General features: G+C 68.0%; 19 protein-coding genes and 2 tRNA genes. 7 read left to right on the top strand and 14 right to left on the bottom strand.

Annotated features, from left to right (window positions below):
- Positions 1 to 12: 12 nt before the first annotated feature.
- The gene (locus ALI144C_RS47410) at positions 13 to 978 is read right to left on the bottom strand and encodes a thiamine-phosphate kinase (protein ID WP_076993887.1); all 966 of its coding nucleotides are present in this window, start codon (positions 976 to 978) and stop codon (positions 13 to 15) included.
- Positions 979 to 1,087: 109 nt separating this feature from the next.
- On the opposite strand from ALI144C_RS47410, the gene ALI144C_RS47405 reads away from it, so the two are divergent.
- Together ALI144C_RS47405 and ALI144C_RS47400 are read left to right on the top strand one after the other, a co-directional pair.
- The gene (locus ALI144C_RS47405; protein WP_076993886.1) at positions 1,088 to 1,321 is read left to right on the top strand and encodes an Lrp/AsnC ligand binding domain-containing protein; all 234 of its coding nucleotides are present in this window, start codon (positions 1,088 to 1,090) and stop codon (positions 1,319 to 1,321) included.
- 19 nt (positions 1,322 to 1,340) lie between these two features.
- Positions 1,341 to 1,889: a DUF3515 domain-containing protein gene (locus ALI144C_RS47400; RefSeq protein ID WP_143231317.1), complete on the top strand. Its 549-nt coding sequence runs from the start codon at positions 1,341 to 1,343 to the stop codon at positions 1,887 to 1,889.
- A gap of 39 nt (positions 1,890 to 1,928) precedes the next feature.
- Here ALI144C_RS47400 and ALI144C_RS47395 read toward each other — a convergent pair whose 3' ends face one another.
- On the bottom strand, positions 1,929 to 2,999 hold the full coding sequence (locus ALI144C_RS47395) for a D-alanine--D-alanine ligase family protein (RefSeq protein WP_076993885.1): 1,071 nt from the start codon (positions 2,997 to 2,999) through the stop codon (positions 1,929 to 1,931).
- Between the two features lie 11 nt (positions 3,000 to 3,010).
- Entirely contained in the window at positions 3,011 to 4,402 is a 1,392-nt protein-coding gene (pdxR, locus tag ALI144C_RS47390; RefSeq protein WP_076993884.1) for a MocR-like pyridoxine biosynthesis transcription factor PdxR, read from the bottom strand.
- A gap of 70 nt (positions 4,403 to 4,472) precedes the next feature.
- Here pdxR and ALI144C_RS47385 point away from each other — a divergent pair, with 70 nt between their 5' ends.
- Positions 4,473 to 5,138 (top strand): pyridoxamine 5'-phosphate oxidase family protein, encoded by a 666-nt coding sequence (locus ALI144C_RS47385; protein ID WP_076993883.1) that lies wholly within the window; start codon positions 4,473 to 4,475, stop codon positions 5,136 to 5,138.
- On the opposite strand, the gene ALI144C_RS47380 is transcribed toward ALI144C_RS47385, so the two are convergent.
- From ALI144C_RS47380 to ALI144C_RS47365, 4 genes are all read right to left on the bottom strand, one after another.
- The gene (locus ALI144C_RS47380) at positions 5,110 to 5,535 is read right to left on the bottom strand and encodes a cysteine dioxygenase (RefSeq protein WP_076993882.1); all 426 of its coding nucleotides are present in this window, start codon (positions 5,533 to 5,535) and stop codon (positions 5,110 to 5,112) included. The genes ALI144C_RS47385 and ALI144C_RS47380 overlap by 29 nt on opposite strands.
- A gap of 233 nt (positions 5,536 to 5,768) precedes the next feature.
- Positions 5,769 to 6,845, bottom strand: a complete 1,077-nt coding sequence (locus ALI144C_RS47375; protein WP_076993881.1) for a cystathionine gamma-lyase — start codon at positions 6,843 to 6,845, stop codon at positions 5,769 to 5,771.
- Positions 6,842 to 7,843 carry an NAD(P)H-dependent glycerol-3-phosphate dehydrogenase gene (locus tag ALI144C_RS47370; protein ID WP_076993880.1) on the bottom strand — a complete coding sequence of 334 codons (1,002 nt, stop codon included), beginning with the start codon at positions 7,841 to 7,843 and terminating at the stop codon, positions 6,842 to 6,844. Before ALI144C_RS47370 ends, ALI144C_RS47375 begins: the two co-directional genes overlap by 4 nt.
- A gap of 1 nt (position 7,844) precedes the next feature.
- Positions 7,845 to 8,561 carry a lysophospholipid acyltransferase family protein gene (locus tag ALI144C_RS47365; RefSeq protein WP_076993879.1) on the bottom strand — a complete coding sequence of 239 codons (717 nt, stop codon included), beginning with the start codon at positions 8,559 to 8,561 and terminating at the stop codon, positions 7,845 to 7,847.
- Between the two features lie 88 nt (positions 8,562 to 8,649).
- Here ALI144C_RS47365 and cofC point away from each other — a divergent pair, with 88 nt between their 5' ends.
- Genes cofC through ALI144C_RS47350 form a run of 3 tightly spaced genes read left to right on the top strand, consistent with a single transcriptional unit; the run spans position 8,650 to position 12,438 of the window.
- The gene (cofC, locus tag ALI144C_RS47360) at positions 8,650 to 9,303 is read left to right on the top strand and encodes a 2-phospho-L-lactate guanylyltransferase (RefSeq protein WP_076993878.1); all 654 of its coding nucleotides are present in this window, start codon (positions 8,650 to 8,652) and stop codon (positions 9,301 to 9,303) included.
- Positions 9,304 to 9,361: 58 nt separating this feature from the next.
- Positions 9,362 to 11,542: an RNA degradosome polyphosphate kinase gene (locus tag ALI144C_RS47355; protein ID WP_237774656.1), complete on the top strand. Its 2,181-nt coding sequence runs from the start codon at positions 9,362 to 9,364 to the stop codon at positions 11,540 to 11,542.
- A gap of 11 nt (positions 11,543 to 11,553) precedes the next feature.
- A complete protein-coding gene (locus tag ALI144C_RS47350; protein ID WP_076993877.1) occupies positions 11,554 to 12,438 on the top strand; it encodes an NUDIX hydrolase in 885 nt (294 codons plus the stop codon).
- A 235-nt stretch (positions 12,439 to 12,673) separates the two neighbouring features.
- On the opposite strand, the gene ALI144C_RS47345 is transcribed toward ALI144C_RS47350, so the two are convergent.
- The 3 genes from ALI144C_RS47345 to leuC form a co-directional block, all read right to left on the bottom strand.
- On the bottom strand, positions 12,674 to 13,252 hold the full coding sequence (locus ALI144C_RS47345; protein WP_076993876.1) for an HU family DNA-binding protein: 579 nt from the start codon (positions 13,250 to 13,252) through the stop codon (positions 12,674 to 12,676).
- Positions 13,253 to 13,417: 165 nt separating this feature from the next.
- Entirely contained in the window at positions 13,418 to 14,011 is a 594-nt protein-coding gene (gene leuD / locus ALI144C_RS47340) for a 3-isopropylmalate dehydratase small subunit (RefSeq protein ID WP_076993875.1), read from the bottom strand.
- An 18-nt stretch (positions 14,012 to 14,029) separates the two neighbouring features.
- Positions 14,030 to 15,466, bottom strand: coding sequence for a 3-isopropylmalate dehydratase large subunit (gene leuC / locus ALI144C_RS47335; RefSeq protein ID WP_076993874.1), 1,437 nt, complete (start codon positions 15,464 to 15,466; stop codon positions 14,030 to 14,032).
- A 76-nt stretch (positions 15,467 to 15,542) separates the two neighbouring features.
- Here leuC and ALI144C_RS47330 point away from each other — a divergent pair, with 76 nt between their 5' ends.
- Positions 15,543 to 16,244 carry an IclR family transcriptional regulator gene (locus ALI144C_RS47330; protein WP_179950785.1) on the top strand — a complete coding sequence of 234 codons (702 nt, stop codon included), beginning with the start codon at positions 15,543 to 15,545 and terminating at the stop codon, positions 16,242 to 16,244.
- Between the two features lie 780 nt (positions 16,245 to 17,024).
- Here ALI144C_RS47330 and ALI144C_RS47325 read toward each other — a convergent pair.
- The 4 genes from ALI144C_RS47325 to gltX all read right to left on the bottom strand — a co-directional run bounded on the left by ALI144C_RS47325 (position 17,025) and on the right by gltX (position 19,690).
- Positions 17,025 to 17,097 (bottom strand) — tRNA-Glu (locus ALI144C_RS47325).
- A 61-nt stretch (positions 17,098 to 17,158) separates the two neighbouring features.
- Positions 17,159 to 17,230, bottom strand: a tRNA-Gln gene (locus ALI144C_RS47320).
- Between the two features lie 72 nt (positions 17,231 to 17,302).
- On the bottom strand, positions 17,303 to 18,079 hold the full coding sequence (locus tag ALI144C_RS47315) for an HAD family hydrolase (RefSeq protein ID WP_083754023.1): 777 nt from the start codon (positions 18,077 to 18,079) through the stop codon (positions 17,303 to 17,305).
- A 126-nt stretch (positions 18,080 to 18,205) separates the two neighbouring features.
- Positions 18,206 to 19,690, bottom strand: coding sequence for a glutamate--tRNA ligase (gltX, locus tag ALI144C_RS47310; RefSeq protein WP_076993872.1), 1,485 nt, complete (start codon positions 19,688 to 19,690; stop codon positions 18,206 to 18,208).
- Positions 19,691 to 19,777: the final 87 nt, after the last annotated feature.

Raw genomic sequence — 19,777 nt, 5'->3', positions numbered from 1 at the left:
AAAGTGGACTCTCTAACGCCAGTGCTGCCAGCCGCCCGGGCCGCTGTACGGACGGCCGTCGACGGTAACGCCTTCGCCGCGTCTGACCGTGCCGATGGTGACCCACCCCTCCGGGACCTCCGACGGGCCGGGGAAAGTCGCGGCCAGCGCGTGGTCCTCCCCACCGGTCAGCACCCAGTGCCGGGGGTCCGCGCCGAGGGCGGTGCCGACGTCGACCAGGCGCTGGTGCACTTCGAGCAGATCCGTGCGCACGTCGATGGCCACTTCGGAGGCCGCCGCGATGTGCCCGAGGTCCGACAGCAGCCCGTCGGACACGTCGATCATCGCGGTCGCACCGGCCAGCGCGGCCTGCGCTCCGGCTTCGTACGGCGGTTCCGGCGCGCGGTGCGCGCTGACGACGGTGACCGGTGAGCGGAACCCCCGGCCCAGCACGGCGAGGCCGGCCGCCGACCACCCCAGCTTGCCGCACACGGCGACGACGTCGCCCGCCAGCGCCCCGGAGCGCCTGATCGCCTGCCGCCCCTGCAGATCCCCCAGTGCAGTGACGGAGATCACCAACGTCTCCGAGCTGACGACGTCGCCCCCGACGACGCCGACCCGCGCGCGGGTGGCTTCCTGCCACATCCCGTTGGTGATCCCGTCGAGCAGTTCCACTGTGGTCTTCGGCGGGCAGGCGAGGCCGACGAGGATCGCGGTCGGCGTCGCGCCCATCGCGGCCACGTCCGCGAGGTTCACCGCGACCGCCTTGTGCCCGACCTGTTCCGGTGTGGACCAGTCCAGCCGGAAGTGCACGCCTTCGACGAGCACGTCCGTGCTCGCCACGACACGCCCGTCGGACGCCACCACGACGGCCGCGTCGTCGCCGGGGCCGAGCAGCGTGCTCTGCGGCTGGGCGCGCCCGCCGGTCAACCGCTGAATCAGGTTGAACTCACCCAACTCGGCGACGGTGCCCGCCTGGTCCGGCGTGTCCGATCGCACAAAAGCCTCCGATACCGAATGTTCGGATCACCAAACATTCCCCGGTTGGGGTACGTTGCTGACCACGTTCCTACCTTGAGCATTCTTGTCCAGACGAAGGGGCACGCCGGTGGTCCACGCTTACATCCTCATCCAGACAGAGGTCGGCAAGGCAGCCGCGGTCGCGGCCGAGATCGCCGGGATACAGGGAGTCACCACCGCCGAGGACGTGACCGGTCCGTACGACGTGATCGTGCGCGCCGAAGCGGAGAGTGTCGACCTGCTCGGCCAACTGGTCGTCGCCCGCATCCAGAACGTGGACGGGATCACCCGAACGCTCACCTGCCCGGTGGTCCATCTTTGACCCGTGCTGTAGTGGGGACGTGGACAGGACAAGGGTTGTCATAGCCGCGGGACTCGCGGTGGTGCTCATTGTCGGCGTGATCATCGTCAGCCTCGTTTTCGGGTCAGGGAACGACCAAGCGGCACAGCCGGAGACCCCGCCCGCGCCGTTGCGGACGGGACCGGTCCCGCTCGTCCCCGTGCCCGCCCCGGCTGCCGCGTCCGCCGACTGCGCGACCCTGATCCAGCAGGTTCCCGCCACCCTGCAGGCCGACAAGGCGGTGCTGACCAAGGCGGCGCTGGCCGAGCCCGCGCCGCCCGCGTCGGTGGCGTGGACCGACCAGCGTTCCGATCCCGTCGTGTTGCGCTGCGGCCTGGAGAAACCGGCTGAGCTGACGCCCACGACGCAGAACCTCCGCGCGATCGACGGCGTGTCATGGCTGCCGGTCGAAGGCCCCGGATCGACCACGTGGTACCTGGCCGACCGCCCGGTCTACGTAGCGCTGACCATCCCCGCCGCCGCCGGAACCGGCCCATTGCAGGACATCTCCACCCTCGTGACCAAAACCCTCCCCAAGGAACCCTCGTGAGTGTTTGCCGGGGTCAGAACCCTGGCACTCACGAGGGTTTCAGCGCAGGCCGCTGCCGCGGGCCAGTGCCGTGTCGATGAGGGTGCTCACCAGCGTTTGGAAGTCGATGCCGGTGACCGCCCACATCTTCGGGTAGGCCGAGCTCGGGGTGCAGCCCGGCATCGTGTTCAGCTCGTTGATCAGCACTTCGTTGTCGTCGGTGACGAAGAAGTCGACGCGGGCGAGGCCTTCGCCGTCCACCGCGCGGAAGGTGCTGACCGCCAACGCCCTGATCTTCTCGATCAGCGCGTCGTCGAGCTTGGCGGGGATGTCGAGTTCCAGCGACTCGTCGAGGTACTTGGTCTCGAAGTCGTACCAGTCGCTCGCGGTCCGGACCTCCGCGGGCAGCGACGCCTCGACGCGGCCGTCCGGGAACTCCAGCACACCGCACTCGACCTCACGGCCCGCCACCGCGGCCTCGATGATCACCTTCGGGTCGACCGACCGGGCGAACGCGATCGCGTCGTCCAGTTCGGCCCAGTCGGTGACCTTCGAGATGCCGTGCGACGAACCGGCACGGCACGGTTTGACGAACACCGGCAGGCCAAGGCGATCCCGTTGCGCCTGCGACAGCGTGCGGTCGGTGCGGGTCAGCAGTTCGTACGCGCCGACCGGCAGGCCCTCGGCGGCGAGCACCCGCTTGGTGAATGCCTTGTCCATGGACACGGCGCTGGCCAGCACGCCAGACCCGACGTACGGGATCCCGGCCATCTCCAGCAGCCCCTGGATGGTGCCGTCCTCGCCGAAGGCGCCGTGCAGCATCGGGATGACCACGTCGACGTCGCCGAGGATCTCGCTGGCCCCGGCTTGATGCAGCTCGACGAACTTGGGCCCGGTCAGCACGACCTCGGTACCCGCTGTCACGCTCGGCAGCGCACCACCTTCGATCGCCAGCGTGGACGCGCCCGGCGCAAGCACCCAGGCGCCTTCCGGCGTGATGCCGACCGGCAGGACGTCGAAACGTGCGGGGTCCACATTGGCGAGCACACTCGCTGCCGACACGCAGCTGATGGCGTGTTCGGTGCTACGGCCGCCGAACACGACGGCGACTCGGATTTTCGGCTCGCTCATGGCGACCGACCTTACCTGTCCCCCTCCACTTGCCTGAGCAGGTCTATGAGCTGCGGCAATACCGCAAGCAGCTCGTCACGGGAACAGGCCGCGTAGCCCAGCGCGAGGCCGTACCAGCGGGGTTTGCCCCCGTGGTGCCTGGTCAGGCCGTCCAGCCGGGCGCCGAACTCCTCGGCCTTGGCCCGTACGTCCCGTTCCACGCGTGCCGAGGACAGCGGCACGACCACGTGCGCGCCCGCGTCGTCGCCGAGCACCTCGAAACCGGCCTCCCGCAAGGAGTCGACGACGAGCGACCGCCGCTCGGACAGTTCGCGCCGCAGCCGCCGCAGGTGCCTGCCCAGATCGCCGTTGCGGGCGTACTCGATCAGCACACGCTGGCCCGCGACCGCGGGACCGATCCCGGTGTGGTCCCGGAATTCCAGGATCCTCGACACCACCGGCGGCGGCGCCACCATCCAGCCGGTGCCCAGCGTCGGCGTCAGGATCTTGCTCGTGGTGCCGAGGTGCACCACGACGTCCGGGGCGAGTGCGGCGAGCAGGGGAAGGGGCGCCACGTCGTAGCGCAGTTCGCCGTCGTAGTCGTCCTCGATGACCAGGAACCCGTCGCGCCGCGCGCGTTCGACGAGTTCGACCCGGCGACCGGCGGGCATCCGGCCGCCGAGCGGGTACTGGTGCGCGGGCGAGCAGTAGACCGCTTTGACGCCTTCGGGCACGGCGTCGACGCGGAACCCCTCGACGTCGACCGGGGCCAGCACGACGTTGAGCCCCGCCGCGGTCATCGCGGACGCTGCCCGCTGGTAGCCGGGTTCCTCGATGGCGACGGTCGCGCCCGGTCCGAGCACGGCGAACGCGAGTTCGGACACGGCGGACGACGTTCCGCTGGTGGCCAGCACGGTTTCGTCCTCGCCGACTCGCAAACCGCGGTGGCGCAACAGGTGCTCGGCGATGGCGGCTCGGTACTCGGGCAGCCCGGCGCGTTCCGGGCGCAGCAGCGGCGGCGCGTCGGCAGCGGCACGCCACGCGCGGCGCCACGCGGCCCGGTCGATCCCGCCTGCCCACGGGGTTCCCGGCGTGAGGTCGAGCAGGTCGGGCGCGGCCGCGCCACGTTGGGGACGTGGTGCGGATTCCGGCAGGCTGCCCGGCGGGGCTGTCGTTATATATGTGCCGGATCCGTGCTTGCCCGCGATCCAGCCTTCGGCGTGCAGTTGCTCGTACGCCGCGGAGGTGACGGTGCGGCTGACTTTCAGGCGTGTGGCCAGGGCACGGGTGGACGGCAGGCGGTCGCCGCTGCGCAGTCGCCCGTCCGCCGCGGCGGTTCGCAACGCGTCGGCGAGCTGAACGGCCAGCGGCGTGTCAGACTCACGGTCCAGGGTGACCGGGGGCGCGGGCGGGTCGGCTGCCACAAATTGGCCTTTCGATTTTCGATGTTTTTGGCCCTGTGATGATGCCACTTCGCCGAAGACACTGGTAGTCGTGACCCGAACTCCACTATCGCCCACGCCCCGCAGCACCATCAAACGGGGCAAGAACCGAGCGGTCGCCGACCGGGCCGCCCTGGACGCCGTGCTCGACGCCGGACTGATCTGCCACCTGTCGGTCGTGATCGACGGCGCCCCCGTCGTCCTGCCGACCGGCTACGGTCGTGACGGGAACACCTTGTACCTGCACGGCTCAACCGGAGCGCTGAGCCTGCGCAGCGCGCTGGACACAGACATATGTGTGGCTGTCACGCTTGTCGACGGCATCGTCTACGCCCGTTCGGTCTTCCACTTCTCCGCCAACTACCGCTCAGCGGTCGTGCACGGTCGCGCCCGGCTCGTGGAATCCGAGGAAGAACGCCTGCACGGGCTCGAAGTGCTCACCGAACACCTGGCTCCCGGCTCGTGGCAGCACGCGCGCCTGCCCGACGCGAAGGAGCTCGCCAAGACGCAGGTCCTGGCGCTGTCACTGGACGAGGCGGCGGTGAAGATCCGCGCAGGCGGCCCGGGCGACGAACCCGAGGACATCGAGAACGACAACGCGTGGGCCGGAGTGCTGCCGTTGCGGCAGAACTGGCAAGCGCCCGAACCCAGCGACGACCTCTCGCCGGGGTGGACGGTCCCGCAGCACGTCACGGATAGGTACGCATCTCCCGCGTAGCCCGGTAGACGTGGATGCTGACGGCGGGGTCGGCGCCCTGGTTGGAAACCTGGTGCACGTAGTGCGGCGCGAACACCCGCGACTGGCCCGGCCGCAGTTCGAGGGTGTCCCCGGTGCGCATGACCCGTTCGGTCAGCACACCCGAGACGATCGTGAACGCACCGGTCGCGCTGCCGTGGTCGTGCAGATCCGTCGACTGCCCCGGCAACCAGCTCATCAACCAGATCTCGTGGTCGCCGGTGCGGTCGAGCAGGACCGAGAACCGCTCGGCCGGGTCGTAGCGCAGGTGGCTCTTCCAGCGATCCCGGTCGAGCGCGTATTCGACGGCGATGCGGGCGGGGTGCTTGAGCGCGGGGGCGGCAGCGAGCGCGACGGTGTTCTCAGGTACGGCGAACATGGGGATTCCTCGGATGCAGGCGTGGTCGATGACAGCGGGCCGATCACCGAGGAAGACACAGTGCGCTCGCGACGAAGCCGAGGTCGATGTGACCCCGTCCGTCAGCCATAGCGCGCATCATGCGAACCATGGAAGCAGCGGACGGCATGTCCGTCAAATCACGTCCAAGAAGTGGACCGATGTGACAGATGTGACGAAAGGGGCTAGTGGTTGCGAACGGGAGTTCGTGACAACTAGCCATCCGATGTGGACAGGGCGCGCAGCACGTCGGCGACGAGGTCCTCGGTGTCCTCGCACCCCGCGGAGAACCGCAGGAACCCGTCCGGCACCGGATCGCCCCACTGCGCGCGGCGGTCCGCTGTGCTGTGCAAGCCGCCGAAACTCGTCGCCGCCGTCACCAGTTCCGACCTGGCGAGAAACCGTTCGACCGCGTCGATCGACGGAAGTGTGAAGGTGAAGATCCCGTTGAACCTGCGCATCTGCTTGGCCGCCAATACGTAGGACGAATCCCGCGCGGCGCCAGGCCATCGCAGGTCCGACACCAGCGGATGTCCCCGCAGCGCCGCGTGAAGCGCGGCCGCGTTCTGCGCCTGCCTGGCCAGCCGCAGGTCCAGCGTGCCGAGACCGCGGTGGGCCAGCCAGGTCTCGAACGGGCCGGGGATCCCGCCGTGCACCGTGCGGGTGTGGCGGACTTTCGCGGCGACATCCGCCGACCGGCACGTCACGTGTCCCAGCAGGACATCGCTGTGCCCGGCGAGCGCCTTGCTGTCACTCGACACCACGATGTCCGCGCCGAGCTCCAACGGCCGCTGCCCGATCGGGGTCGCGGTCGTGTTGTCCACGGCCACAAGGGCACCGGCCGCGTGCGCCGCCGACGCCAACGCGGTGATGTCGCACACATCCAGGCCCGGGTTGGACGGCGTTTCCAGCAGCACCAGGTCGACGCCGTCGAACGAGGGCCACGGTCCCGTCGTCGGCACCTCGACGACGGCCACCGGCAGTTCGGCGGCGAGGGTGCGGGTCAGGTAGTAACCATCCGACGGCAGCGCGACTTTCCCGGACGCGAGTCCCAGAACAGCCGAGATGGCGGCCATCCCGGAGGCGAAGACCACGCATTCCCCGCCGTCCAGGGCTCCGATCGCGGACTCCAGCGCGCGGTAGGTCGGGTTGTCCGCCCGGCCGTACCCATAGGACGGATGCCCGGCGTGGAAGCCGGTCGCCAGGACCGGCGATGCCAGCAAAGGGGTTCCCGGCGTCGGGCCGGGCAGACCACCGTGCACGCAACGGGTCCCGTCGCCCAACTCTGTCATCTTTCGGGCCTGACTTTGCGGCCGATCAGTTCGGCGCCCGCTTCGCGCGGGGCGAGACCGTCGTGGCAGACGCGGTGCACCACCTCGGTGATCGGCATGTCCACGCCGTGCCGCACGGCAAGCGCCCTGATCGACGAGCAGGACTTCACGCCTTCCGCGACCTGCCCGTTCGTGGCTTCCTGCGCCTCGACCAGGCTCTGCCCCCGGCCCAGCCGCTCGCCGAAGGTCCGGTTGCGGGACAACGGAGACGAGCAGGTCGCGACCAGATCCCCCAGCCCGGCAAGGCCGGCGAAGGTCATCGGGTCCGCGCCGAGCGCCGTGCCCAGCCTGGCCGTCTCGGCCAGTCCCCTGGTGATCAGGGTGGCCAGCGTGTTGTCGCCGAACCCGATGCCCGCGGCCATCCCGCAGGACAGCGCGATCACGTTCTTGCACGCCCCACCGAGTTCGCAGCCGATCACGTCGGTGTTCGTGTACGGCCGGAAGTAGCCGGTCGTGCTCGCGTGCTGCAGGTCGACGGCCCGATCGTGGTCCTCGCACGCGATCACGGTCGCGGTCGGCTGTTCCCGTGCGATCTCCATGGCCAGGTTCGGTCCGGAGACCACGGCGACGTGATTCGACGGCACGCCCGCGACTTCCGCGACCACCTCGCTCATCCGCTTGAGCGTGCCCAGTTCCACGCCCTTGGCCAGGCTGACCAGCGTCGCACCGGCCGGAAGCACCCAGCGGGACAGGTTCACGCGCAGGCTCTGGCTCGGCACCGCGAGCACGACGGCCTCCGCGCCGTCCAGCGCCTCAGCCGGGTCCGATGTAGACGTGAGGTTGTCCGGCAGCCGGACACCGGGCAGGTAGTCCGGGTTCTCGTGCTGCCTGGTCACCGCCTCGGCGACCTCGGGCCTGCGGGCCCACAACACGACGTCCCGGCCGGCGTCGGCCATCACCTTGGCGTAGGTCGTACCCCACGAACCCGCGCCGAGCACCGCGATCCGCGCCAGCGCCATGTCAGCTCTCCGCCTTCTTCTTCGGGTTGAAGTACCCGGCGGGCGCCTCTTCACCGCGGATCTCAGCGAGCAGCTTCTTCACGTCGTTCATGATGAGCTCGGTGACCCGGACGAGCGCGGTGTTGGTTGGCGGGTCTTCGCCACGGAACTGCGACAGGTCGACCGGCTCACCGACGTACGTCGTGACGGTCTTGCGGGGGAACGGGCTGAACTTCTTCGTGTACCCGTTGTAGATGTGGTTGGTGCCCCACCGGGCGATCGGCAGCACCGGCACGTCGCTGGTCAGCGCCAGCCGCGCCACACCGGGGAACGACCGCATCGGCCAGCCGTCCGGGTCCTTGCTGATCGTGCCTTCCGGGTAGATGCACACGATCTTGCCCTCGCTCAGCGCCTTGGTGGCGTCGCGCAGGCTCTCCGCGGCGTTGGCCGTGCCCCGGTACACCGGGATCGTACCCGCGCCCGCGATGATCTTTCCGGCGACCGGGATGCGGAACAGGCTGTCCTTGGCGAGAAACCTCGGCACCCGCTTGTTGCGGTGCACGAACACCGCGTCGATCACCGGGTCGAGGTGCGAGACGTGGTTGAACACCAGGATGGCCCCGCCTTGGCGGGGGATGCGCTCGGTGCCCCGGGTGACCCGCTTGCCCAGCCATGTGAGCGGGTAGAACACCGCCGCGCAGATCTTGACCCAGATCCCATCCTTCTCACGACGCGCCAAGGCTCCTCCTCCGCAGTACAAGACCCCAGGAGTCTAGGTCCTGCCCATCACAGGCATTCCGGCCTGGTTTTGATGCAGAATCGTCACGGTGGAGACAGATCTCGTGGTGCCGGTGAAGGCGCTGCCGGACGCCAAGTCACGGCTGCGCGGCGCGGTCGCGCCCGACGAGCACACCAACCTGGTGCTCGCCGTGCTTTTGGACACAGTCACCGCGGCCGCCCAGACCGACGGCGTGCGCCGGGTGCTGGTCGTCAGCTCGGATCCGGATGTCGCGAGCGTGCTCGCCGCCGAGGGGTTCGAGTGCGTCCCGGAGGGCCCGGCCCACGGGCTCAACGAGGCTCTGCGGCACGGCGCCGCGCTGCTGCGCCAGTCGGACGGTCCCGACCGGAACAACAGGGGACAAATCGGCGCTCTCCAGGCGGATCTGCCCGCACTGCGGCCCGACGAGCTGGCCGCGGCCATCAAAACCGCCGATGGCAGGCGCGCTTTCTGCGCCGACAGGCAGACGACGGGCACCACCTTGTTGTTGTCCGCGGCGGGGCATCCGCTCGACCCGATGTTCGGCGTCGGCTCGGCGCTGGCGCACACGGCGTCCGGCGCGCTCCCGCTCACCGGGGAATGGCCGTCGTTGCGGTGCGACGTCGACACGGCGCAGGACCTCGCGGTGGCCCGTGATCTCGGTCTCGGACGCCGCAGCACCGCGCTACTGTGCGCGATGGCCGGTGGGCCGATCGAGTGTTAACCACCTTGTCCACACGGGGACGCGCACTCCCGCGATAAGTGCTGGACAATGGCTTGCTGTGAGCACCGAAAGCAACGACCAGCCGACCTCGCCGCCGCCTGCGCCGCCACCCGCGACGTCCCGGCCCGAACGGAGCGCTCCCTCGGCCCCGCCTGCCGCGACAACAGCCGCCACGGCGATCGACGGCCTGCCCGACGACCGGTACTTCAACCGGGAACTGTCCTGGTTGGACTTCAATGCCCGCGTGCTCGCGCTGGCCGAGGACGAGTCGCAGCCGCTGCTCGAACGGGCGAAGTTCCTCGCGATCTTCGCGTCCAACCTCGACGAGTTCTACATGGTCAGGGTGGCCGGGCTCAAGCGCCGCAGGGAGACCGGGCTTTCGGTGCGCAGCGCCGACGGGCTGACCCCGCGCGAGCAGCTGGCGTACATCGCCAAGCGCAACCAGGAGCTCGTCGAGCAGCACTCCGCGGCGTTCGAGCAGCGTGTCCGGCCGGAGCTGGCGCAGCGCGGGATCCGGATCGTGCGCTGGGCGGAGCTGGAGGAGGACGACAAGCAGCGGCTGCGCGTCTACTTCACCGATCAGGTCTTCCCGGTGCTGACCCCGCTCGCGGTCGACCCGGCGCACCCGTTCCCGTACATCTCGGGGCTGTCGCTCAACCTCGCGGTCACCGTGCGGGACCCGGAGGCGGGCACCGAGCGTTTCGCCAGGGTGAAGGTCCCGGACAACGTGCCGAGGCTGCTCCAGGTGCAGTCCAATGGAGACGAATGGAGCGCCACGTTCCTGCCGTTGGAGGATCTGATCGGTGCCCACCTCGGTGAGTTGTTCACCGGAATGGAAGTCACCGAGGTGCACGAGTTTCGAGTGACCCGCAACGCGGACCTGGAAGTCGAGGAGGACCGCGACGAGGACCTGCTGCTGGCGCTGGAGCGCGAACTGGCTCAGCGCAGGTTCGGCCCGCCGGTCCGGCTGGAGATCGCCAGCGACATGAGCGAGCACATGCAGGAGCTGCTGCTGCGTGAGCTGGAGGTGCACCCGAACGACGTCGTGGTCATCAACGGGCTGCTGGACTTGTCGTGCCTGTGGCAGCTGCATGCGGTTGACCGCAAGGACCTCAAGGACGCGCCGTTCGTGCCCGCCACGCACCCCGCCTTCGCCGAACACGAGACGCCCAAGAGCGTCTTCGCGACGCTGCGGGAAGGCGACGTGCTGGTGCACCACCCGTACGACTCCTTCTCGACGAGTGTGCAACGTTTCATCGAGCAGGCGGCCAGCGACCCGCACGTGCTGGCGATCAAACAGACGCTGTACCGGACATCGGGTGATTCGCCCATTGTGGACGCGCTGATCGACGCGGCCGAGGCGGGCAAGCAGGTCGTCGCGCTCGTCGAGATCAAGGCCCGGTTCGACGAGCAAGCGAACATCAAGTGGGCGAGGGCGCTGGAGAAGGCGGGCGTGCACGTGGTGTACGGCCTGGTCGGCCTCAAGACGCACTGCAAGACCTCGCTCGTGGTGCGCCAGGAGGGATCGACGATCCGCCGGTACTGCCACATCGGGACGGGCAACTACAACCCGAAGACCGCGCGGCTCTACGAGGACATCGGCCTGCTCACGGCCGAGCCGTCCATCGGCGCGGACCTCACGGATCTGTTCAACGTGCTGACCGGATACGCACGGCAGAACACGTACCGCAGTCTTCTGGTGGCACCACACGGAATCCGGCGCGGCATCGTGGAGCGGATCGAACAGGAGATCGAATTCGCCCGTGCGGGCAAGGCCGCGGGCATCCGGTTCAAGGTGAACTCGTTGGTAGACGAGCAGGTCATCGACGCGCTGTACCGCGCGTCACAGGCCGGTGTCCGGGTCGACGTGGTGGTGCGGGGCATCTGCGCGCTCAAACCCGGCATCCAGGGGTTGAGCGAGAACATCTCGGTGCGCTCGATCCTCGGCCGGTTCCTCGAGCACTCCAGGGTGTTCCACTTCGTCGGCTGCGGCGAGCACTGGATCGGCAGCGCCGACATGATGCACCGGAATCTCGACCGCCGGGTGGAAGTTCAGGTCCCGGTCCGCAATCCACGCTTGGTAAAACAATTGGACGCCATGTTCGATTCGGCGCTCGATCCGGGTACCCGGTGCTGGGTGTTGCAACCGGATGGCGAATGGGAACCCGCCCCGCTGGGCAGCGACCAGGTCCGCGACCACCAACGGGAAATGATCGCCCTGCACGGGGCCCAAGGCTGAGTAGCTGAGAAGTGTCACAGAGTTCTGTCGCGGCAGCCGGTGCCGTCGCGTGGCTGGACGGGACGGTCGCGGTCGTGCACCGTCCCCGCTACGACGACTGGACCCTGCCCAAAGGGAAAATCGACAACGGGGAAACGGCGCCACGGGCGGCGGTGCGGGAACTGGCCGAGGAGACCGGGTTCCGCGTCGTGCTCGGCAGGCACCTGAACACCGTTCGGTATTCGGTGCGCGGGGCGCCCAAACGCGTGGACTACTTCGCCGCGCGGGCGCTCGACGGGGCTTTCGAACCGAACGAGGAAGTCGACGAGATGCGCTGGCTGACACCGGCGCAAGCACGCCAGATCCTCACTTATCCACAGGACAGAGCGGTGCTCGCCGAGTTCCTCAAGCTGCCGCCGGAAACCACGACTGTGCTGCTCGTACGGCATGCGAAGGCCGGGAAGAGGGAAGGCTGGCGCGGCGCGGACATCGATCGGCCGCTGTCGCCTGCCGGCCTGCGCCAGGCCGCGGCGCTGCGGGACTTGTTGCCGCTGTTCGGCGCCGACCGGATGTATTCGGCGCCGCCCGTGCGGTGTGTGCAGACGATTGCCGACGTGGCCGGAGATCTGGGTAGGACGGTCCGGATCGAGCCGTCGTTAGGTGAACAGGGGTATTCGGCCGACCCGGCCGCCGCGGTCGCCGCGCTGCGGGAGATCGCTGGTGGCGAGGGGATCGCGGTGGTGTCCAGCCAGGGCGGCGTGATCCCCGGTCTGATCTCTGCCTACGCCAAGGAATCAGGCCTTGACCTGCCGGAAGTCCGCGCGAAGAAGGGCAGTCTGGTGGTGCTGACCTTCGTCCAACCGGGACTTGGCCTGGTTGCGGCCGATTACTATCCCAGTCCGCTCCCCAAGCCGTGAAACCCCGGTCTGGAAACACTGTTGGGGGAATCCCGCGCGGACGCCCGCGACGCCCCCGGCAATGACCTTGAAAGGCACCCAGTTGGGCCGTAGCCGGTCCGGGAGTGCCAGATCGTCCAGGGGCACCTTGGCACCCGACCGAAGCCGCGAGAGCCCTGACAGGGGCATCCCATGACAAAGCCGTGAGGGCCACCCGGGCGTCCCCGGGTGGCCCTCACGGCTTTGTGGCTACTGCTTACTTCTTGCGGGTCGACGGCTTCTTGGCGGCCGCGGCGGAGGTCTTCTTCGCCGGTGCCTTCGCAGACGTCTTGGCGGCAGCAGGCTTCGCAGCGGCACGACGGGTGGTCGTGGTCTTGGCTGCTGCCGGCTTCGCGGCCGCCTTGGTGGCGGCCGGCTTGGCGGCCGTCTTACGGGCGGTCGTCGTCGCGGCTGCTGCGCGCGTACGAGTCGACGCCGTGCTGCGGGTGGCGGCGGCACGCGTGGTGGTGCCGGTGCTGCGGCTGGTCGCCGACTTGGCGGCGGCCACCTTCGGCAGCTTCTTCGCGCCGCTCACAACCTCTTTGAAGCCGGTGCCGGGCCGGAACGCTGGCACGTTGGTCTTCTTGACCTTCACGGTCTCACCGGTGCGCGGGTTGCGCGCGGTCCGCGCTGCGCGGGCGCGCTTCTCGAAAACACCGAAGCCGGTGATGTTGACCTTCTCGCCCTTGTTGACCGTGCGAACGATCACGTCGACGAGACCGTCGACCGCAGCGCCTGCGGTCTTCTTGTCGCCCAGGCGTTCCGTGAGCGCCTCGATGAGCTGGGCCTTGTTCACCCTTCTGTCCTCCACTATTGACCACAAGACGGTTACGGCCTTTGCGGCCGACTTCTCGCCACCATATGCCGAAAAGCGCGCGACCACCACGCGCCACGCCATATTTTTCCTTATGAGTTTTGCGATCCGCCCATCGGGGTGACATTTGGCCCTGGAATCAGCCCGTCAGGCAAGGGTTGTGGAGGGCTTCCAGACGGGTCGGGAAGCCTCGAACGAATCGATCGCTTCGGCGTGTCGAAGAGTCAGCGCGATGTCGTCCAAGCCTTCCAAGAGGCGCCAACGGGTGTAGTCGTCGATGCCGAACGGGGCGGTGAACTCCTTCGCTGTGACAAGCCTTTCCCGCAGGTCGACGGTCACTTCCGTGCCCGGCTCGGCCTCGAGCAGCTTCCACAGTTGCTCCACATCGTGCTGTTCGCACTGGGCCGCGAGCAGCCCCTGCTTGCCCGCGTTGCCGCGGAAGATGTCGGCGAACCTGGCCGAGATGACGACCCGGAAGCCGTAGTCGGCCAGCGCCCAGACGGCGTGCTCGCGCGACGAGCCGGTGCCGAAGTCCGGACCGGCCACGAGGACGCTGCCCGCGCGGTAGGGGTCCTGGTTGAGGATGAACTGCTCGTCCTGCCGCCACGCGGCGAACAGACCGTCCTCGAAGCCGGTCTTGCTGACCCGCTTCAGGTAGACGGCCGGGATGATCTGATCCGTGTCCACGTTGGACCGGCGGAGGGGTACGCCGACCCCCGTGTGCTTGGTGAAAGGCTCCATGACGTGCTTTTTCTTCCTTCAGTCCGTGCCTGCGGTGCCAGTGCTGGAGACTGCGAGCAGGTCTTCGGGAGACGACAGGGTTCCGCGCACGGCGGTCGCCGCGGCGACCAACGGGGAGACCAGGTGCGTGCGCCCACCCTTGCCCTGCCTGCCCTCAAAGTTGCGATTTGATGTCGATGCGCTGCGCTCGCCCGGCTTGAGCTGGTCCGGGTTCATGCCAAGGCACATGGAGCAACCCGCGGACCGCCACTCGGCGCCCGCCGACAGGAAGACCTCGTGCAGCCCCTCCGACTCGGCGGCCTCGCGGACCCGCATCGAGCCGGGGACGACCAGCATCCGCACGCCGGTGGCGACTTTGTGCCCTCGCAGCACGTCGGCGGCGGCCCGCAGGTCCTCGATCCGCCCGTTGGTGCAGGATCCGAGGAAGACGGTGTCGACCTGAATCTCCCTCAGCGGGGTGCCCGGCTTGAGGTCCATGTAGGACAGGGCCTTCTCGGCGGCGGCGCGCTCGTTCTCGTCGGCGATGCGTTCCGGGTCAGGAACCTTTTCAGACAACGGCAGGCCCTGACCGGGGTTGGTGCCCCACGTCACGTACGGGGTGAGGTCGTCGGCGTCGAGGTCCACCTCGGCATCGAAGACAGCGTCATCATCGGTGCGCAACTGCCGCCACGCCTCGACCGCGGCGTCCCAGTCCGCGCCTCGAGGAGCGTGCTTGCGCCCCTTCAGATACGCGAACGTCGTCTCGTCGGGCGCGATCAGACCGGCGCGCGCACCCGCTTCGATGGACATGTTGCACACGGTCATCCGGGCTTCCATCGACAGCTCCTCGATGGCACTGCCCCGATATTCCAATACATATCCCTGTCCGCCGCCGGTTCCGATCTTGGCGATGACGGCGAGGATGATGTCCTTCGCGGTGACACCGGCGCGAAGCGACCCGGCGACGTTGATCGCCATCGTCTTGAACGGCTTGAGCGGAAGGGTCTGCGTGGCGAGCACGTGCTCGACCTCGGACGTGCCGATGCCGAACGCCATCGCACCGAACGCGCCGTGCGTGGAGGTGTGGCTGTCGCCGCACACCACGGTCGTCCCCGGCTGGGTCAGCCCGAGCTGCGGGCCGATGACGTGCACGATGCCCTGTTCGTCGTGGCCCATCTGGTAGAGCGGGACACCGAACTCGGCACAGTTGCGGCGAAGCGTCTCGACCTGCGTGCGCGACACCGGATCGGCGATCGGCAGCTCGGTGTCGATCGTGGGGACGTTGTGGTCCTCGGTCGCGACGGTGAGATCGACACGGCGGACCGGGCGGCCAGCCTGACGCAATCCGTCGAACGCCTGCGGGCTGGTGACTTCGTGGACCAGGTGCAGGTCGATGTACAGCAGATCCGGTTCGTCACCGTCGCCTCGCCGTACGACATGTGAGTTCCACACCTTCTCAGCGAGCGTGTGGCCCATCGCTCCTCCAACGCAGATTTCGTGGTGGGTTCCCAGATACTGGACATCTCAGATATCGGGAAGCTAGTATCGTTCTGTGGGACAGCATAGCGGAATCGGTGTACTGGACAAGGCAATGGCGGTGCTGCAAGCCGTGGCCAAAGAACCCTGTGGTCTGGCGGAACTCTGCACGAAGACCGGACTGCCCAGGGCGACGGCGCACCGGCTCGCGGTAGGCCTTGAGGTGCATCGCTTGCTGCGCCGGGGATCCGACGGACGCTGGCGCCCGGGGGCGGCGCTCTCGGAACTGGCGGGCGGGGCGACCGATCCCCTGCTGGACGCGGCGAACGCGGTACTGCCCCGCCTCAGGGACATAACCGGGGAGAGCGTCCAGCTCTACCGCCGTGACGGGATGCACAGGATCTGCGTCTGCTCGGCGGAACCGCCATCAGGCCTGAGGGACACGGTGCCAGTCGGAGCCCGCCTCCCCATGACGGCGGGCTCAGGCGCGAAGGTCCTGGCGGCATGGGCGGACCCGGGAACCCAGCGAGCACTCCTGAACGACGCGGTCTTCGGAGAACGAGCCCTCCTCGAAGTCCGCCGCCGAGGCTGGGCCCAAAGCGTGGCGGAGCGAGAACCAGGAGTGGCCAGCGTCTCGGCCCCGGTCCGAGACGGAGCGGGAAACGTCGTAGCAGCGGTCTCGGTCTCAGGCCCCATAGACAGAATGGGCCGCCGACCAGGCTCCCGCTGGGCAGCAGACCTACTGGCAGCAGCAGACGCCCTCCACAACCGCCTCTAAGTCCCCATAAGACATCCACAGTGGATCAACGGTCACCAGAAGCACCCCACTGACGGATGGGCCGCAGATGAGCGCTTCGCCGACGGGTGAACTGCCGCAGGAGAGTGCCTGTCACGGCAGGCGCCTTGTCGGCGCCAGGCCACTGCAACCACGCGTCGCTGGCGGGTGAATTGTCTCGAAGGAAGTGCGTCGCCGACGGACACCCACACAGAAGCGCCTCACCAACAAGCCCGAACGAAGCGCCTCGCCCGCAGACACTGAACAGAAATGCCTCGCCGACGGGCAGACCACCAAGAGGAGAGGGGGCCGCGCCCCCTTCCTCCCGTATGGCCTGCCAAAGGCAACCATGGGCGTCAAGGGGATCCGTATGACTCCCAGCCGGGTTGCTTCGCGTAGGCGGACCCCTTGACACCCATGGTTGGGCTGCGCCCAGGCCATACGGGAGGAAGGGGACACGAAGGCGGGGACTGCGCTGACGCGCTTCGGGGATAGGCGAGGTCCGTAGGACTATCACCGGGGCTGATTACCGTGGGCGGACCTCACCCTGTCCACGTCATGTGACATACCCCACCACCCGAGGGTGCCCCAGCACTCAGACGCCAAACCCAAAACCTGAAGTACCAAGCTAAAAGAAAAGAAGCTGGTAAAAAGAAAAAGTGCCCAAGCTGGGTCGGAAGGAGCACGCACCGTGGGGGGTTTGGGGGGCTCGGCCCCCCAAAACAAAAGCGAAGTGGGCCTTGGAAAAGTTGCGAAGCAACTGACCAAGGCCCACCACCCACGTAGCCCCGACGGGATTTGAACCCGCGCTACCGCCTTGAGAGGGCGGCGTCCTAGGCCGCTAGACGACGGGGCCAGGAACTTTCTGTTTTCTTTTGTTGAGAGAAGCTTAGCAGATGCTGCTTGGGTCTCTCTCGCTGGGGTACCAGGACTCGAACCTAGACTAACTGAACCAGAATCAGTCGTGCTGCCAATTACACCATACCCCACCGGCGTCTCGGATCTCTCCGTGGCGCCGGAACAGATAGTAGACGATGGGTGCCGCAGGTTGAAAACCGGGGTCAGCCGCGGGGCTGCGGGACCGCCGTCGACGGGGTCACGTACTCGCTGACGAGCAACGACGGCAGCTCGGTCAGGTCCGCGATGACCTGGACGTCCTCCGGGGTCCGGCTGTCGGCGCCCTCGTCTTCCCTGTTCAGCCAGACGGCGTGCAGGCCTGCGTCCCTCGCCCCGATCGCGTCGAGGTCCAGCCTGTCCCCGACGTGCACCGCGCTGGCCGGCTTCACGTGAAGTTCCTGGCAGGCGGTGTGGAAGATCTCCGGCTCCGGCTTCGCCACGCCCACTTCCCCCGCGATCACGACCGCGTCGAAGAAGCGCGTCAGGCCGAGTCCCGCCATTTTGTCCCGCTGGGCGGGGCCCGAGGCGTTCGTCACAGCGGCCAGCTTCAGCCCCGCCGCCCGCATCCAGTCGAGGCAGGGCAGCGCGTCCGCGAAGAGTTGCCAGCCGCTGTTCATCTCGGTCAGCCTGCGGTCCTCCAGCACTTGGACGGTCTCGTCGTCGAGCAGGACGCCCATGTCGGTCAGGAATGCCTTGGTTCGCTGCATACGCATGGTTGTCGGGTCGAGTTCACCCGCCACCGCTCTCGCCACGTACTCGTCTGTCGTGTGCTGCCACGCCCGCCACATGTCGTCCCGGCCGATCAGCGTGAATAATGCGGACCTCGCGGCCGACGTGAAATCCACGAGGGTGTCGTCGATGTCAAGACAGACCGCCGAGATTTCCGGTGGTTTCCCCACCAGTCTTTCATGTCCCGCCCGCAACTCCACCGCTGATGCCATCCAGAGACGATAGGCGTCTGCCCCTGGTTTTCGATTCGTCTGACGAGGTGAATTGCTCGGTCACTGACACGGTTAAGCCCCCTTGTTGCCAAGGGGGCCAAACAGCCTGTATCGGATCGACAGCCCTCAGGTGTTACGGGCATGCCTCACGCGGGTGAGGGTGCGCTCCTTGCCGAGCAACTCCATCGACTCGTACAGCGGCGGGGACACCGTCCGCCCGGTCACCGCGACGCGCACCGGGGCGAACGCCTTGCGGGGCTTAAGACCCAGTCCGTCGATCAGCGCGCCCTTCAAGGCGTCCTCGATGGCCGGGGTGGTCCAGTCGGCCAGCGGCTCGAGTGCCGCCAGTGCCGCGTCCAGCACCGGTTTCGCGTCCTCGCCCAGTGCTTTCGCCGCGGAATCCGGCTCCGGCGCGAAGTCCTCTTCGGATTGGAACAGGAACCGCACCATGCCGACCGCGTCGGACAGCACGACCAGCCGCTCCTGGATCAACGGCGCGGTCGCGGTGAACAGCGCCACCTGCTCGTCGGTCGGCTTCTCCGCGACCAGATTCGCGGCCGAGAGGTACGGCAACGTGCGGTTCACGAAGTCTTCCTGCGTCAACGCGCGCAGATGCGTCGCGTTGATGGCCTCGGCCTTCTTCAGGTCGAAGCGCGCGGGGTTCGAGCTGACCTTGCCGATGTCGAAGGCCTGCACCATCTCCGACATGCTGAAGATGTCCCGGTCCTCGGCGATCGCCCAGCCGAGCAGCGCGAGGTAGTTCAGCATGCCTTCCGGCAGGAAACCCCGGTCCCGGTAGGTGAAGAGGTTCGACTCCGGATCCCGCTTGGACAGCTTGCGGTTGCCCTCGCCCCTGACCAGGGGCAGGTGCGCGTAGTCCGGAATGGACTCGGCGACGCCGATCCGCTTGAGCGCCTGGAAAAGCGCGATCTGCCGCGGGGTCGACGGGAGCAGGTCCTCGCCGCGCAGGATGTGCGTGATGCGCATCATGGCGTCGTCGACCGGGTTGGTCAGGGTGTACAGCGGGGCGCCGTTCGCCCTGACCAGCACGGGGTCGGGCACGCTGCCCGCCTTGAACGTCACCTCGCCGCGGATGTGGTCGGCGAACGTGATGTCGTCGTCGGGCATCCGCAGGCGCAGCACCGGTTCACGGCCTTGCGCGCGGAACGCCGCTTTCTGCTCGTCGGTGGTGTGCCTGTCGAAGTTGTCGTAGCCGAGCTTGGTGTCCTGCCCGGCTGCCTTGCGGCGCTCGTCCACTTCTTCCGGCGTGGAGAACGACTCGTACAACTCGCCCGCTTCCAGCAGGCGACGGGCGACGTCGGTGTAGATCTCGCCGCGCTGGCTTTGCCGGTACGGGCCGTGGTCGCCGCCGACCTCGGGCCCTTCGTCCCAGTCGATGCCGAGCCAGTTCAACGCCTCGATGATCGCGTTGTAGCTCTCCTCGGAATCCCGTGAGGCATCCGTGTCCTCGATCCGGAAGACCAGTTCGCCGCCGTGGTGCCGGGCGAAGGCCCAGTTGAACAGGGCGGTGCGGATCAGCCCGACGTGCGGGGTCCCCGTCGGGGACGGGCAGAAGCGGACTCTCACGCCCGCGAGCGGTGTCGTGTTCATAACAGAGGAGAGGCTAGCTCGTTTGACGTTCCCGCCCGACAGGAGCATGCTGGATGTATTCAACGACCGTTGAAAACGGGAGGGTTC

The organism is Actinosynnema sp. ALI-1.44, from assembly GCF_001984155.1.
GTDB lineage: Bacteria > Actinomycetota > Actinomycetes > Mycobacteriales > Pseudonocardiaceae > Kibdelosporangium.
This window is presented reverse-complemented; position numbering and strand designations above follow the sequence as displayed.

Excerpts from the sequence above, each read along its gene's own strand:
- ALI144C_RS47395 (WP_076993885.1), bottom strand. The coding sequence starts at position 2,999 with ATGAGCGAGCCGAAAATCCGAGTCGCCGTCGTGTTCGGCGGCCGTAGC.
- ALI144C_RS47380 (WP_076993882.1), bottom strand. The coding sequence starts at position 5,535 with ATGTTCGCCGTACCTGAGAACACCGTCGCGCTCGCTGCCGCCCCCGCG.
- ALI144C_RS47375 (WP_076993881.1), bottom strand. The coding sequence starts at position 6,845 with ATGACAGAGTTGGGCGACGGGACCCGTTGCGTGCACGGTGGTCTGCCC.
- ALI144C_RS47370 (WP_076993880.1), bottom strand. The coding sequence starts at position 7,843 with ATGGCGCTGGCGCGGATCGCGGTGCTCGGCGCGGGTTCGTGGGGTACG.
- leuD (WP_076993875.1), bottom strand. The coding sequence starts at position 14,011 with ATGGAGCCTTTCACCAAGCACACGGGGGTCGGCGTACCCCTCCGCCGG.
- leuC (WP_076993874.1), bottom strand. The coding sequence starts at position 15,466 with ATGGGCCACACGCTCGCTGAGAAGGTGTGGAACTCACATGTCGTACGG.
- ALI144C_RS47315 (WP_083754023.1), bottom strand. The coding sequence starts at position 18,079 with ATGGCATCAGCGGTGGAGTTGCGGGCGGGACATGAAAGACTGGTGGGG.
- gltX (WP_076993872.1), bottom strand. The coding sequence starts at position 19,690 with ATGAACACGACACCGCTCGCGGGCGTGAGAGTCCGCTTCTGCCCGTCC.